A 14745-nucleotide genomic window follows, 5' to 3' on the forward strand; every position below is an offset into this window, starting at 1 on the left:
ACTCGACAGCGCAAGATTTTCTGCATTTTGAATTTAGATGGTCATTCATTGCTTGTACTCATCGTTAGTGGTGTCGATGGCCTCTCCAGGTCGTAGCGTTGTCCCTGCAGATATAGTCACGCCATATCCCAACGCAGACCCGGCCTGCATCCACGCTCCCTTTCCCAGGACTGATCCGCCAGCCATGCTGGCGTTGACGCCTAGGTGACCATAGTCCTTGACTACGGCGTGGTGATCAACCACGGCGCCGCAGTTCACGATGGTGCCTTTGCCCAATTGTGCTTCGGTACCGATGACGGCTCCAGCCATGACGGCAGAGCCGGTACCTAGCAGTGCGCTTGGCGCCAAGAACGCCCGGGGATGAATCACGGTGGCGAATGCAAAACCCCCTGCAGTCAACTGCTGCATCACCTTCTCTCGCACCGGGTTGGCCCCTATGGCCACCATGACCTGATCGAAGCGAGAACGGTGGCTGGAGACGCTGGCTATGGATCCCAGCACGGCTGCCCCCAGCATCGGATATCTCGCAGGCAATGCATCGTCGAGAAATCCGATCACGTCGAACATACCTGACAAATGCGCCGCCTCGGCTACCGAACGACCATGTCCACCAGCCCCAATCACGAGCAAACGAATCTTGGTCATCAGTGTGACACTCCTTCTCGTTGCACGACCTTCAAGAAGGTGAGCCAAACGATCCTGAAGTCGAACCAGAGGCTTCGGCGATGCAGGTACTCGACGTCCAGCGCCACTTTCTGAGGGATGGGCAATTCATCACGGCCGTTGACCTGTGCCCAGCCAGTGAGCCCCGGGGTAAGACTATGTACACCCGCCTGAGTCCGGGCCTGTATCAAGTCGTGCTGGTTAAAGAGTGCCGGCCTGGGACCGACAAAGCTCATGTCCCCGCGCAGGATGCTCCAGAGCTGTGGCAATTCGTCTAGGCTGCTCTTACGTAGGAAGGAGCCGATGGGGGTCAGATGGCTTGCCGGGTTGGACAGCAGGTGGGTGGCCACTGCAGGTGTTCCCACGCGCATGCTGCGGAACTTGGGCATGCGGAATATGGCATTATTTCGTCCGACACGGTCTGACCAATAAAGTGCGGGTCCGGCGGACGTGAGCTTTACGGCTAAAACTATAAAAAGTAAGGGTAACGCTAGTGCCGTACTAGCGACTAGCCCAAGCAGCAGATCAAGGAGTCGTTTCATTTTTCTCTAAGATAGGCGCTAACCGTAGCGCTGAGCTCTTCGGCCATGGAGTGCGACGGCTTCCAACCCAGCACGTGACGCGTATGAGTGATATCGACTTGCAAGGACTCGCACAGCCGTTGAATCGTGTCCTTGCGACCAACTGCATTGGCCAAGAAGCGCAGCAACGCTGGTGGTGCCGGCAGCAGGCGAGCAGGGCGGTTCAAAGCCGTGCCGACGCGTTGCAGCAGTACGGGCGTAGATATATCGTCACCGTCGCTGACTAAGAATGTGTGGCCTGTTGCATTGGGGTGGAGTATACAGGCTAATAATAAATCAATCAGATTGCCCAGTCCCACCATGCTGCGCCTATTGTCCACACTGGCCAACGGAAGTGGCAGACCGCGTTGTATGGCAGAAAGCATCTGCCGGAAATTTGCGCGCACTCCTGGTCCATAAACGAGAGGGGGACGCACTATCACTAAACCCATTGTTGTCTCAGATGCGATCTGGCGCAGGCCTTGTTCTGCCTCCATTTTGGACACGCCATACGGGTCAAGAGGCGATGGGGTATCATCGCTACGGAATGGACGGCCCTTAGGAGTACGTTCTCCATTTACCTTAATGGAACTTATGAAAACGAAGCGATTTACGCCAGCGGCGGCGGCTTGCCTTGCCAAGTTGAGTGTGCCCTCAACATTAGCTGCGCGAAACGCTGCGAGTGGATCAAGCTCGGTATCGTTCATGACGTGGACGCGCGCAGCCGCATGGACCACGCATGAAATTCCCGCGAGTGCGAGGCTCCAGTCTTGTGTTGCCGATAAGTCACCGGTGAAAACCACCTCGGAATTGATGCTGTCGGCTGGCGGCTCACGGAGCGCCCCACGAACTGCTAAGCCTTCCGCTGCAAGCCTTGCACATAAAGCGCTACCTACAAAGCCTGTAGCGCCAGTGATTAAAATTCTTTCAGGAATCACAATAAATCTCATTGGGTGCGTGCCTCCTCTGCGGAAAGCGCGCGTTACAGCGAGTTGTCGAGAAGCGCGTCATGGAAATGAAGCTCCAGAGCATCGATCAAAACATCGCGATCAAATTCACGTTTGCCATAGGCACGCCCACGCTCGCCCATAGCCCTTCGCTGATCCGCAGTCAATTCCGAAAGGCGCAATACGTTTTCAGCCAGTCCAGCACCATCGCCAGCGCACGTCACTAGGCCTCCTTCAGATTCTTCTATCACCTTTCTGCCCTCGCCATCGAGCATTCCTAAAAGCGGGATGCCTACGCCCAAGTAACTCTGAACTTTTCCGGGGATAGTCAAGGAAAAAATCGGATCAGATTTAAGACTGACCAATAAAGCATCAGCGCCGCTGAAGAATGAAGGCATGCGCTCAAGTGGAAAACGGCCCAACATGATGAGTCGATTCTGCAGGCCACGCTTTGCGACCTCATCGCATACATATCCAGCAGCACGCCCGTCCCCCACCACCAACCAGCGAATGTCTTGGCGGTGTTTTAGCCGCTCTGCTGCATCGATAATGGCTGGAAAGTCCTGAGCCTCTCCGATGTTGCCTGCAAATAGGATGTTGAATCCATCGGCATATGGTTCCAGTTCTGGTGCTGGCTTGACGGCATCCAGCGCACCACTGAAAAGTCCTTCAGTCCACCCGGGAAAGTAGCGGATGCGATCTCCGGCTGATCCCGCATATTTTTCGACAGAATGAGCGAAGCCACGAGATTGCACCAAAATGCGGTCGCAGCGGCGGTAAATAAAAGACACCATGTGCCCAACCAACCTCAGAACCCGCTGTGATCTAACTACGCCTACCGCTGACAAGGTTTCTGGCCAAAGATCCAATACCCAAAGTAACAGGGGACTCATCTTCAGCCGCCGTAAAAGTACGGCTGGCAGTACAGCTGTGATGGGCGAAGGCTCAAAAGAAAATATAGCATCGAACTGCTGACCTCTTAACTTCCAAGAGCCACAGATGGCTGCAGACACCGCGAAGCTGAGATAATTGAGCATGAGCCGAATAGCGCCTTTACCCCGCGGCGCCATGGGGACGCGCAGTACCTGAGCACCCGCGAATAGTGAAAAATTCTCAGGATGTGCTTTAAATTCAAGAAATATCACTCCCTCAGGATAGTTTGGATACCCGGTGAGCACGGTCACTTCATGGCCGCGCTTGACGAGTTCCGTTACCAACTCATTGACGCGGAAATTTTCAGGCCAGAAATACTGGCTGATGACCAAGAGCCGCATGTATTCAGTCGTATTTGCGCCAGACAACGCGATTTACATAGTCGGTGTAGCTAAGAATGATGCGTAACACCTTATCAGATACATTCGGCATGCTGTAGTCGCTGACTTGTCGCAAAAGACGCGTGTCAGCGCTAGGTTGAGATGCCAGAACGGCCAAGCCTTGGCAGACACGTTCTACATTCAGCCCCACCATCATCACTGCAGCCTCTTCCATTCCTTCAGGGCGCTCATGCGCCTCGCGCAGATTAAGTGCCGGGAAATTGAGGATGGAGGATTCCTCGTTAATAGTACCGCTGTCCGACAATGTGGCTTTAGCAGATAGCTGTAAATGTACATAGTCGTGAAAACCTAGGGGCTTGAGCAAGCGAACACCAGAATGAAAGCTAGCTCCTGTGGCTTCAACTCGCTTCATCGTGCGTGGATGAGTAGAAACTATAACTGGGAGGCCGCTATCTTCTGCAATAGTATTGAGAATATTAACCAGTTTGCCGAAATTGATTTCGGACTCTATATTTTCCTCGCGATGGGTGCTAACCACAAAGAACTTGCGGCGCTCCAAGCCTAAGCGCGTTAAAATATTGGATGCATCGATGCGCATTCGATAATGGGTCAGCACTTCGTACATCGGACTGCCGGTCTTTATCACCATGTCTGGCGGAAGTCCTTCTCGGAGCAAATATTCGCGAGCGATACTGCTGTAGGTGAGGTTGATGTCGGATGTGTGATCTACAATGCGACGGTTTGTTTCCTCCGGAACGCGCTGATCAAAACAGCGATTTCCAGCTTCCATATGGAATATGGGGATTTTGCGACGCTTGGCTGGAATAACCGAAAGACAACTGTTGGTATCGCCCAAAACGAGCATGGCTTCAGGCTTCTCCCGATCAAGCACAGCATCCACCGCTGAGATCAGGTTTCCGATGGTTTGTGCGGCATTTGCGCCCGCAGTACCGAGAAAGTGATCTGGCTTACGTACCCCTAGATCGTCGAAGAATACTTGATTGAGCTCATAATCGTAGTTTTGACCAGTATGAATCAGCACATGATCGCAATTTTCATCTAGGCGAGCCATGACGCGGGACAAGCGGATGATTTCGGGCCGAGTGCCTACTACGGTCAATACCTTTAGTTTTTTGATGGTGGTCATGGATTCACTTTCATCGCGATGGTGTCTGGCCTCTCATGATCAAATATTTCGTTGGCCCATAACATTACAATCATTTCGTCTTGGCCGATATTTGTGATGTCATGTGTCCAGCCGGGCACGGTTTCGACGATCTGTGCCTCACCACCGCGAGTGACTAGTTCATAGGTCTCGCCGGTGGCGACTTGTCGGAAGCCGAAGCGTGCTGTACCCTTGATTACAAGAAACTTTTCAGTTTTAGTGTGGTGGTAATGACCGCCACGGGTTATGCCGGGGCGAGCAGTGAAGTAGGAGAACTGACCGCTTTCCCGCGTTTTGAGCATCTCTACGAAGGTACCGCGGGGATCGTCGTGGCGTGAAACTGTATAGACAAAATCCTCCGCTGGTAGGTAGCTGATATAAGTGGAGTACAATGCGCGCAAAAAGCCTGTACCCACCGCGGGTACGACCATGGATTCACGCATTTCGGCGAAACTGCGCAACGTATCGACGAGTTCGCCCACTGTAGTCTCGTAGAGCGGGGCAATCTGGGCCTGACCGCCTCCTGCAGTTGGTTCATCCACGATGGACAGGAAGCTATCGACCACATCGTCCACATAGACTAAGCGCAAGGCGGCTGCTGTATCGTTGATCTGAATCGGAATTTTACGCGTGATGTTGTAGCAAAAGGTAGCAACGGCAGAATTGTATTGCGGCCGGCACCACTTGCCGAATACGTTAGGCAGGCGGAATACATGTACTGGCGCGCCAGTGGCGCGGCCGTAGTCCAGAACGGCATCCTCGGCCGCTTTTTTGCTGAGCCCATATGCGTTGTCCAGCGCCGCCTGTGTGGATGAAGCCAGTACCAAGGGAAGAGGTCGACCGGACTTACGCAATGCGTCGCATAGGGCAAGAGTGGCGTCTTTATTACCGGCGGTAAACTCGTTTTCGGTTTTGGGGCGGTTCACGCCAGCAAGGTGGAACACGATGTCGGCGCAAGCCAGCGCCGCGACGCGGTCGGCTTCACTGCTGGAGCGCAGGATGGGCAGCACTGTATGTCCTTGTTCACGGGCGCGCAGGCTGAAGTTCGTGCCGATAAACCCATTGGCTCCGGTGACGGCGATATTGGCCACTGATTAGTCCTCCCCCAATGGGTATTCACCGCTCGCGATGCGCTGCATAAAATTCAGCTTAAGCAGCAATTGCTTCATGCCCTCAACATCCAGACGATTTGTGTTGTGGGAGTTGTAGTCCTCGGCATGGCTGATCTTCTCCTCACCCTGCTCTACGAACTTGGAGTAGTTGAGGTCGCGGCCGTCGGCAGGTACGCGATAGTAGCCGCCCATGTCTTCGGCCGAGGCCATTTCCTCGCGGCTAAGCAGCGCTTCATACAATTTTTCACCATGGCGCGTACCGATTTTACGCACCTCATGGTCTGGCTTATTCATTAGACTCAACAGTGCCTTGGTTAAAACCTCTACGGTGGCTGCTGGCGCCTTTTGCACAAAGATATCTCCATTACTGCCGTTTTTGAAGGCGTAGAGCACTAGTTCAACGGCGTCGTCCAGCGTCATCATAAAACGGGTCATGGCGGGGTCCGTCACCGTAATTGCCTCACCTTTGAGGACTTGATTCACGAACAGCGGGATCACGGACCCGCGCGATGCCATGACGTTACCGTAGCGGGTGCCGCAAATAGTCGTATCTGTACCTTCGAGGTTGCGTGATTTAGCAACCATCACTTTTTCCATCATCGCCTTCGAGATGCCCATGGCATTGATTGGGTAAACAGCCTTGTCTGTGCTGAGGCATACGACACGTTTCACACCAGCATCGATCGCAGTGGTTAGCACATTATCGGTACCATAAACATTGGTGCGAACTGCTTCCATCGGGTGGAACTCACAGGAAGGAACCTGTTTGAGGGCTGCTGCATGGAACACAAAATCGACATGGCGCATGGCGTCTGCCAAAGCGCGTGGCTCACGAACATCTCCAATGTAGAATTTCAGTTTGGAGCTTTTATAGTGCTTTCGCATGTCGTCCTGCTTTTTTTCGTCTCGACTAAAGATGCGGATTTCGCTGATATCCGAATCCAAGAAGCCACGCAAAACGGCGTTGCCAAACGAGCCAGTTCCCCCGGTGATCAAAAGTTTTTTATTATTAAACATTTAGCGATCCTGATTAAATTAATAAATGCATGGGCAAATTGCAAAAAATTCACATATTGAATATTTTTTGTGCATGAACGTGTTCAACCTCTATCCACTAGGAGTTTGCCGATTTTCGCATCAAAACCTTTCATGTCTTGACGGATTTTTTTTAGCGCGTTGTCTGACATTTCGCGCCGAGCCGATTCGTCCAACTTTTCCGCCATTAACAATGCTGAGATGAATGAGGGAATGTCTCCATATTCGAACTTTATACAATCAATACCATTTTCGAAAGAGTCGAAGAGCTTTATGTTGGAGCATATGAATGGGGTCGCGCAATGAATTGCTGCACAGTAATGAACACTGCTGTTGGCATAGCCTGGCTTATATGGAAGAATGAGAAATCTAGAGCTAGCTATCTCATCAAGAAAATCTTGGTCATCTAGGGTAGTGTCGATGACACGATCGGCAACCTTTTCAATACGCCGAGAAGCTTCAAAAGGCATTGAGCCGGTAACAGCAAGTTCTAAAACACCGCCAGCCGACCGGTATTGGGGGAACGCTTCGAGTAGAAAATCGATACCCTTGCTCGGTCTTACATGGCCTATTAACAAGACATTAGCGCGTCCTGCAGCATAGCGAACCGGCAGCTGTTGTAACGACCAAGGAAAAGGCACCGATAGCGCATAACCCGTCACAGGCAGACGACTTCGCAATGCATCAAGCGAATGCTGATTGTGAACAATCAGCGTATCAGCCATCAGGTAAATAGCATCTCGATTTTTTTCGGCAATCTCGTAGTGGCTTTGTGAATCGTGAACCACAATTGCAAGCTTTTTGCTGATTTTTTTTGCCGTAGTGACAAATCTGCGTGTAATGATGAAATTTGTAATGGGGCTGTAAATTACTTGATCAGCTCGAATTGCAGCGAGCCAAAATGCGGTAATTATGTAACCTGCAAAAAACTCAAAAAAACGAATGACGCGCCTCAATAACGTCTTGCGCGTCATTAGATCGTCGGTGATGGGAAAAAAAATCTTGTGAATTCTAATGGCCGAGTTCTCGTGCTTGTATATGTAACCACAGTTCACAAAAGCATGCACTTGAGCATAATTGGCTAATCCATCTATAAATTTGGCAGAATATCCGCCCGGCACCCCGGAGCTCCCATGATATATAAATGCAATAGTTTTTTTGCGAGCTGCGCTCATTCCTTGGCCTCAATAGAAATTACATGCTCACGGTCGGAGTCAGTTTGCATTGAAAAAACTGAATAATATGGAAAATATCGCCTATAGGATGGAATATCTCCCAGCTTGGGGTCTGGTGCCATTAGCGGTAAAACGTAGAAAAGCAAACCGATAACACTGGCACTGGTTACGATGGGAACGCGAAAGGCAGTTAGCGGCTGCCTTTCCACAATATCGCCTAGTGCCGATACAAGTATACAGAGTACGAAAAAAACAAAATAATTGGACACGCGGTCCAAAAACGGAATACTTAGAATTCGTACAATTATTATCAGGACAAAAGCCCAGCATAATGGAAAGATAACCTCTCTGCGCAAGAGAGCGCTCGGCAAAGGGCGATTCCGATACCACAACATTACGAGAATAACCGGAATTATTCTGAGCAGGTTATAAATTAATCCTAAAAGCGATAGTTCGCTGTCAACCTCATAAAATTTAAGATCGAGATCAGCTAAAGCCCCGCCAAAGGATTCGATATAGCTGAGTGGGTTCTGCAAGCCACCAAGCCATATTATCAAGCTTAGTGATGCCAGTACTTTCAACCAAGTGGGGATGCGCCTTGTTAATATGAATGGTGTTATTAATAATAATAAAGCAAACTTGTGAAAAAGAGCTGCAGCAGCTAGCCATGAATAAAATCCAAAAAACCGTCGATCATTGTATTTGATGATCGCAACGAGAAACATGGCTACCGCCATGGATTCCCGCATAATCTCCATATTAAAATAGAAGAAGCACGTCAGATAGAATAATAGTATTGCCGTGAAAAAACGAGTCGTTGCCCTTCTGAAGAAATAAAAAACGCAACCATTGAATATCCATGCTACTGTGATTTGAAGCATTACGAAGCTATCAAATATTTTGCAGGTTGAATTAATTAGCACCCACAGAGGTTGATAGCGTTCTATTGAAAAACGCTCAACGGACATATCACTCAGGGGCAAAACATCGTTTTTGAATTGGGCCATATAAGCCACAGTATCAGGTGCAAGTCTATACCTCAGCCCACTTAATAGTATCAAAAAAAGTAAGGCTAGTCCGCGATGTAATCCTTTAAGGTTCGACGTAGAAGTTTTCCCAAAATCGTAATGAAAGCTGAGAATAGCCAAATAAGCTGCTATGGTGAGGTAGAGCACAATTCAACCTTGTCCTGCAACTATAACCTGCCGATAAAGTAGTCTGAAATAGATAGCTCCACCAGCACATGCAAAGCTAATTGCCGCAATAATTCCAGTAACCCCAAATGCCAGAACTAAAGGGAATCCCAAAAACATCAACAATCCACATTGCAGAAAAACACCTATCTGCGCTCGGCGAAAGCGAGAGGTGTTTGCCATGACGGTATTCATGAGATTGACGTAACTCGTGAGCAAAAAAGCAGGAAAAAGCAGGAAGAAATATTTAATGGATGCCGAATAGCGATCCATGCCTAAAGCCGGTAGAATTGCTGCAAGCAAAATTCCCATTGTCATATATAAGACCGCCAAAATGCTAATGATTTTTATTAGCTTTTTCTCTATCGTAAATATGCCAGCGCTTGATGCATTAATCCATTTGGGAACTAGAATGCCGAAAAGGGCAAAAAATGGGGCGAAGCCGGAATATATTCTATAGGCGAATCCATATAATCCAATTTGTTCAAAAGATACGTGAGCAAAGACAAGAAGATAGTTGCTTCCCATATTTACCAGATAGATCCCCAGAACGCCCACTATCTGCCAGCCTGAGTAATTTAAAACTTTTAAAAAATCGTCATTATTCCAATGGAAAGGCTCTTTGTGATAAAAAAATAAAAAGATTGCGCATGCTACGCTGGCAAAAATTCCGGATGCTGCCGCATATGTAGTGACGTAGCTTCGCAGATCATGTACCAGCACGGCGACTATGCCCACAAGAGTCAACGTAGTGGCAAGCTCAAGGGAGGCTTGCAGCGTGTCGTGATTTCCTGGGTAAAGTAACTGAGCTGCAAAATCGTAAAGAACATAACCAACAAAGAGGATAAGCATGTATGAATATAATCCTCCGATCTTCATGTAATCTTCGATTGTAGGACGAGCCATTCCAAAAAAAGCACTTACTAGAAAAAAAGACAGTGCGACAATGACGAGGCGGTAATAAACAATTTTTTTGTAGGAGCCTGTTTGTGCAAAGCTGCGAGATCCCAAATTCAATATAGCCCCATTACTCCAGCCGCTGGTCAATACATACATTAACTGCGCAACCGATACGATCAAGGAAAAATGTCCATATTCGGCGGGTGTAAGCACATATACCAGATAAAGCGAAGCGAGTTGGGTGCAAACTGAACTGGCAAGCTTCAATACATGGAACAGTCGAACGGAGCGAGTTGCTTTGCCAAAATTTTTAGCCAATTGGGCCGCATGTCGCAGAATCAAATTTATATAAGTCAAGGCTTTACTATTATCGGACGGGCGGTCGATTCAATACGTGCTGGTATTGCCTGCCGAGGAAAAGGCGACTAATATAATAGTACGCACTGGCTGCTATTCGGTAAAATACACTATTGAATTTGAATTTTCCCTGTTTTTCACTTATCCAAGTAATTTGGGAGTGATATTGCTTTAAGCGATGATGTTCTATATAAACTCCAAGGAGGATTTCATGCATATAGCCAAATACCCGCACTTGATTCACTGGGTAATCTGATGGATCTAGCTGCTCCTCCATTCGAAACAAAATTCTAAAAACCCAAGAGCAAAATTCTTGAAACCGATCCCATGGCAGTATAAACATATTGTGCCCAATCATGGTATTGCTGCCGTAGAGCACCTTTTGATAGGCGGCATCGTAGTCGGGTGAGATTTCGTGAATCGACTTTTCAAGCATATCAAAGTCGTAGTCAACATAATTCATGCTGCAGACTCGGCGAATGCTGTAAGCGTAGGTGTAGGCCTGTGGGACTATAATGTCATAATCCTCAAGAATTTTTACAACTATTGATAAATCGATATTCTCAATTTGGCTTGCCTCACTGCGCTCAATTAGATTAACAGGAGCACTAGGCGATTGTGTGAAATTGAAAAACCGTCGATAGCTGCAGAGGCCAACATAATCAGTGTGCGGTAGGTTTTTCCATGCCCAGTACAAGCCGGTTATTTCTGACCAATAACGATTGCGAGAGCTAATATTGGTTTTTGTATTATCTCCTTGCATTGGTAGATCAAGGCCGGTGGAGTCTTTTCCGCATTGAATTTCGAGGTACACCGGATTGTTGGTGCGGAAATATATATCGCGATAATGGCAAACTAAGATTTTTAGTGATGTCGAATGCATTTTTGCCACCAATTTACCAATGAAAAAATCATTCTTCTGCTCAGTGGCGCTTTAGGTACATAGACGGTTTTTTGCGCAGCAGAAAAATATTTGGATTGCTCAATAATTATTCTATATTTTGAAAAGTTCTTATCGGCTGAGTAATTTTCGCGTGCATATTCGTAACATGCGTTTGCAGTTTTGCTCCAATCGGCCTCTATCAATGCGACCGCATCACTTATCTCTGTGACGATTTCGCTTTCCCGCCGGCCAGCCAGTTCGGAGCCATCACAACCGCGAGGTTGATTGAAAAATAAACCGCCGCAGATTGGGCGTTGATATGGATTATGGGTATAACTGGCTAACGCAACTATCACCGGAATCTTGAATCGTGCCAATTCGATCAGCGATGTCCCCATGGCATATCCTATGGAATGCGTTCGTATCACATCCTCCAAGCCGTCGTATGATACTTCCCCTATAAAATCCACTCGATCTGTCGCCACTCTACATTCTTTCATGCGTGCCAAGATGTGCGAGCGATCGCCTCCCCCAACGATGGTCGCTTTATAGCCGTCTGCATGTGCTAGAAAATCGATTAGCGCAAGCAAAGCGGGTATTTTAAAGTCGACCAAACGCCCAATCCACAAGATCCTCTTGTCAGTCTCCTTTGCCTTCCTGCCTTCGGCCGGCGGGACGAAAGATGGTAATGGAACTATATGATCGCTAGGGATTGATATGCCAAAATTTCGCTGCCAGTTGTGAGCAATGAGATCAGCCATGCAAATTAGCCCATCGTTTTTGTTGAGCATAGTCAGCAGCGAACGATTAAAACAAATTAGCTTTGAATTTCCAAAGCTTAGTTTTCCTGTCAATCTGTAAATTAATTTTTCCGCAAGGGTTTGTCCTGCATATAAGTCGTCCTGGATATGCAAAATTAGATGGGTAATTGATGCGACGGGCAATTTGGCCGCAAGCGCAGTAGCCGTAAATAAGTCGCGCATACAAAAGGTCACTAATCGGGCGGGGTGATGGCCAACTGCGGTCGCAATAATTTCGACCAGTTTTTTCCTTTTGGCTTTAGTTTTGTAATAATAATCAGGTGCACAACTGATAGGCAATATTGAGGATGCAGGTATCTTGTGCCTTTGCAGATCTTTGTGTGCATATCCATTTTCAGAACATACGCAAATGAAGCGAGTTCCACATTGCTCAAGATAATTTGCAAAGCGGACCATGAGGGTCTCCCCGCCACCTAAATAAGCGTTGAGATTGATTAAAACGACAATGGGCCGAGAATCCATAATTCAGATTTCGCCGAGTATTCTATGGAGCTTATCGCATACTTGATGGACCTCGTCTTCCTCTAGAGTCGGTCCAATAGGCAGGCTCAATACTTCCTTGTGAATTTTTTCACTCAAAGGCAGAGACCCCAAAGGCATTTGCAGATCTGCGTACGCTGGCTGCAGGTGTGGCGGAACAGGGTAATGAATCATTGTTCCAACTTTTTCAGCTGCTAGCTTTTCCTGCAGTCTGTCCCGTGACTTGTGACGTACGACAAACACATGCCAAGCAGAGGTAGCATTTTTTTCCACAAAAGGAAGAACCAACTTGGTATCATTTAGCCTTTTCAGGTAAATGTTAGCTAGCCTCGAGCGATGCGCATTATCATTATCCAGTAAGGGAAGCTTTGTCCGGAGAAATGCGCTTTGGAGTTCGTCTAGGCGAGAGTTGTAGCCTTTAATCTCATTATGATACTTGCGATGGGATCCATAATTTCGCAGTGATCGCAGGCGTAATGCGAGTTCTGGGTCAGACGTGGTTACCGCACCCCCGTCTCCCAATGCACCCAGATTCTTTCCCGGATAAAAACTGAATGCAGCAGCGTCGCCCAGAGATCCTACTTTTTGACCATTGAAAGTCGCACCGTGAGCTTGGGCGCAGTCTTCAAGCACCTTCAGCCGGTGGCGCGCTGCAATTTCCGTGATTTGATCCATCGCTGCAGCTTGACCATAAAGGTGTACTGGAATTATTGCTCTGGTTCGCGGTGTAATTGCGTCTTCGATCCGGCCTGGATCGATGTTGCATGTTGCTGGATCAGGCTCAACAGGAATCGGGCGTGCGCCTGTTTCACTTACTGCGAGCCAAGTTGCAATATAGGTATTTGAAGGAACCAGAACCTCATCACCCTCACCAATTCCCCATGCACGCAGCACTAAATGCATCGCTTCAAGGCCATTTCCGACTCCTATGCAGTGAGATACATTGCAATAAGCGGCAAATTCATCTTCAAAGGCCTTTGTTTCATTCCCAAGTATCCACCATCCGGATTCGAGAACCCTCTCCAGCGCTGCTGCCAAATCCTCACGCTGGCGAAAATTTATGGATTTTAAGTCCAAAAATGGAATCATCAAAAATCTCCATGCAAAACAAATTCCTGAAAATTCGCGTAATCGCGGATGTAGTCAGTGGAATCATAAATATCTGATGCCAGTACTAAAAGGACGGCGTCAGTAGTGTATTTATATTGCACGCCCCAAACTCTTGGCGGTATATGCAGGCCTAAATTTGGTTGGTTTAGGATAATTTCTCGACTTTTTACACCATCGTCGACCACAACCGCAATCGATCCTTTCACACAGATCAAGTACTGGTGAAGTGTCTTATGTGCGTGCTCCCCTCGCACTTCCTTGCTGGGTACGTTGAAGACCCAGAAGGATCTCTTGACTTTAAAGGGCACATGTTTATCGGTCTCCGCTACAGACAGGCTGCCCCGAATGTCAGTCGCCAGCGGTAATGTGTATAAATGACAGCCTCCAATTTCCAGGTCTTCGACCCCGACAGACGGAGAGATAGATTTTGCAGCCACTGGCTGCGGTAATTCGCGCCTGTTATTTGAGTAGCCGATAATTACCGCGGGGTTTCCCGCTAATACTGCATTAGGTGGGACATCCTTGGTGACTACTGCGCCAGCCCCGATCATAGCGTTGGAGCCGACTTTAATACCCGGCAAAATCGTGGCATTTGCACCGATGCTCGCACCTCGGCCAATCTCAGTGCTAAGAAATTTTTCGGGGCGACAACGGCTCCTTGGAAAGAGGTCATTTGCAAAGGTCGCATTCGGCCCGATAAAAACATCGTCAGCGATGCGTACTCCGTCCCAAAGCTGCACGCCACTTTTGATAGTCACGCGGTCGCCCACAATCACATCATTTTCTACCAGAACATTTGCACAAACATTGCAATCATCACCAATTCTGGCTCCGGCAAGTACTACACAATATTGCCATACACGTGTACCTGCACCGATGTTGGTTGATTGCACATCGCTGAGTGGATGGATTTGATTGGTGTTCATCAAAAGTGGACCTGGCTTTTTTTAGAGATAAATGACCGGATTCGGGGTGCTGGGTTCACGCGAAAATTATTATCAGCATTATGCATTTTTTTGTTTTTACGAGCATTTTGTGCGGATGTCAGCTAGTTTGTCGGCCGGTGCTAA

At 48.2% G+C, this 14745-nt stretch carries 14 protein-coding genes; all 14 read right to left on the reverse strand.

Annotation, left to right across the window (positions count from 1 at the left end; translation table 11 throughout):
- Nucleotides 1-45: 45 nt before the first annotated feature.
- Nucleotides 46-645: a PglD-related sugar-binding protein gene (locus BM070_RS07640; protein ID WP_092939070.1), complete on the reverse strand. Its 600-nt coding sequence runs from the start codon at nt 643-645 to the stop codon at nt 46-48.
- On the reverse strand, nt 645-1205 hold the full coding sequence (locus BM070_RS07645; protein WP_092939071.1) for a sugar transferase: 561 nt from the start codon (nt 1203-1205) through the stop codon (nt 645-647). Before BM070_RS07645 ends, BM070_RS07640 begins: the two co-directional genes overlap by 1 nt.
- Nucleotides 1202-2173: a UDP-glucose 4-epimerase family protein gene (locus tag BM070_RS07650; RefSeq protein WP_092939072.1), complete on the reverse strand. Its 972-nt coding sequence runs from the start codon at nt 2171-2173 to the stop codon at nt 1202-1204. The genes BM070_RS07645 and BM070_RS07650 overlap by 4 nt, the downstream gene beginning before the upstream one ends.
- A gap of 32 nt (nt 2174-2205) precedes the next feature.
- Entirely contained in the window at nt 2206-3444 is a 1239-nt protein-coding gene (locus tag BM070_RS07655; protein ID WP_092939073.1) for a glycosyltransferase family 4 protein, read from the reverse strand.
- Nucleotides 3445-3448: 4 nt separating this feature from the next.
- Nucleotides 3449-4582 (reverse strand): UDP-N-acetyl glucosamine 2-epimerase, encoded by a 1134-nt coding sequence (locus tag BM070_RS07660; protein ID WP_092939239.1) that lies wholly within the window; start codon nt 4580-4582, stop codon nt 3449-3451.
- A 5-nt stretch (nt 4583-4587) separates the two neighbouring features.
- The gene (gene wbjC / locus BM070_RS07665) at nt 4588-5700 is read right to left on the reverse strand and encodes a UDP-2-acetamido-2,6-beta-L-arabino-hexul-4-ose reductase (RefSeq protein ID WP_092939074.1); all 1113 of its coding nucleotides are present in this window, start codon (nt 5698-5700) and stop codon (nt 4588-4590) included.
- Nucleotides 5701-5703: 3 nt separating this feature from the next.
- Entirely contained in the window at nt 5704-6738 is a 1035-nt protein-coding gene (locus tag BM070_RS07670; protein WP_092939075.1) for a polysaccharide biosynthesis protein, read from the reverse strand.
- A gap of 83 nt (nt 6739-6821) precedes the next feature.
- Nucleotides 6822-7931, reverse strand: a complete 1110-nt coding sequence (locus BM070_RS07675) for a glycosyltransferase (RefSeq protein ID WP_092939076.1) — start codon at nt 7929-7931, stop codon at nt 6822-6824.
- Nucleotides 7928-9106: an EpsG family protein gene (locus BM070_RS07680; RefSeq protein WP_175518453.1), complete on the reverse strand. Its 1179-nt coding sequence runs from the start codon at nt 9104-9106 to the stop codon at nt 7928-7930. The genes BM070_RS07675 and BM070_RS07680 overlap by 4 nt, the downstream gene beginning before the upstream one ends.
- Nucleotides 9107-9109: 3 nt before the next feature.
- A complete protein-coding gene (locus BM070_RS24145) occupies nt 9110-10342 on the reverse strand; it encodes a lipopolysaccharide biosynthesis protein (RefSeq protein WP_175518454.1) in 1233 nt (410 codons plus the stop codon).
- 49 nt (nt 10343-10391) lie between these two features.
- Nucleotides 10392-11264: a DUF4422 domain-containing protein gene (locus BM070_RS07685; RefSeq protein ID WP_092939078.1), complete on the reverse strand. Its 873-nt coding sequence runs from the start codon at nt 11262-11264 to the stop codon at nt 10392-10394.
- Nucleotides 11246-12481, reverse strand: a complete 1236-nt coding sequence (locus BM070_RS24150) for a glycosyltransferase family protein (protein WP_139222780.1) — start codon at nt 12479-12481, stop codon at nt 11246-11248. The genes BM070_RS07685 and BM070_RS24150 overlap by 19 nt, the downstream gene beginning before the upstream one ends.
- Before the next feature lie 69 nt (nt 12482-12550).
- The gene (locus BM070_RS07690; protein WP_175518455.1) at nt 12551-13654 is read right to left on the reverse strand and encodes a DegT/DnrJ/EryC1/StrS family aminotransferase; all 1104 of its coding nucleotides are present in this window, start codon (nt 13652-13654) and stop codon (nt 12551-12553) included.
- Complete coding sequence (locus tag BM070_RS07695) at nt 13654-14601, reverse strand: WxcM-like domain-containing protein (protein WP_092939080.1); 948 nt, start codon at nt 14599-14601, stop codon at nt 13654-13656. The genes BM070_RS07690 and BM070_RS07695 overlap by 1 nt, the downstream gene beginning before the upstream one ends.
- Nucleotides 14602-14745 lie beyond the last annotated feature (144 nt).

Origin of the sequence: Paracidovorax wautersii, from assembly GCF_900113035.1 — a bacterium.
GTDB classification, from domain to species: domain Bacteria; phylum Pseudomonadota; class Gammaproteobacteria; order Burkholderiales; family Burkholderiaceae_C; genus Paracidovorax; species Paracidovorax wautersii.

Excerpts from the sequence above, each read along its gene's own strand:
- BM070_RS07675 (WP_092939076.1), bottom strand. The coding sequence starts at position 7,931 with ATGAGCGCAGCTCGCAAAAAAACTATTGCATTTATATATCATGGGAGC.
- BM070_RS07645 (WP_092939071.1), bottom strand. The coding sequence starts at position 1,205 with ATGAAACGACTCCTTGATCTGCTGCTTGGGCTAGTCGCTAGTACGGCA.
- BM070_RS07690 (WP_175518455.1), bottom strand. The coding sequence starts at position 13,654 with ATGATTCCATTTTTGGACTTAAAATCCATAAATTTTCGCCAGCGTGAG.
- BM070_RS07670 (WP_092939075.1), bottom strand. The coding sequence starts at position 6,738 with ATGTTTAATAATAAAAAACTTTTGATCACCGGGGGAACTGGCTCGTTT.
- BM070_RS24150 (WP_139222780.1), bottom strand. The coding sequence starts at position 12,481 with ATGGTCCGCTTTGCAAATTATCTTGAGCAATGTGGAACTCGCTTCATT.
- BM070_RS07695 (WP_092939080.1), bottom strand. The coding sequence starts at position 14,601 with ATGAACACCAATCAAATCCATCCACTCAGCGATGTGCAATCAACCAAC.
- BM070_RS07685 (WP_092939078.1), bottom strand. The coding sequence starts at position 11,264 with ATGCATTCGACATCACTAAAAATCTTAGTTTGCCATTATCGCGATATA.
- BM070_RS07650 (WP_092939072.1), bottom strand. The coding sequence starts at position 2,173 with ATGAGATTTATTGTGATTCCTGAAAGAATTTTAATCACTGGCGCTACA.
- BM070_RS07640 (WP_092939070.1), bottom strand. The coding sequence starts at position 645 with ATGACCAAGATTCGTTTGCTCGTGATTGGGGCTGGTGGACATGGTCGT.
- BM070_RS07655 (WP_092939073.1), bottom strand. The coding sequence starts at position 3,444 with ATGCGGCTCTTGGTCATCAGCCAGTATTTCTGGCCTGAAAATTTCCGC.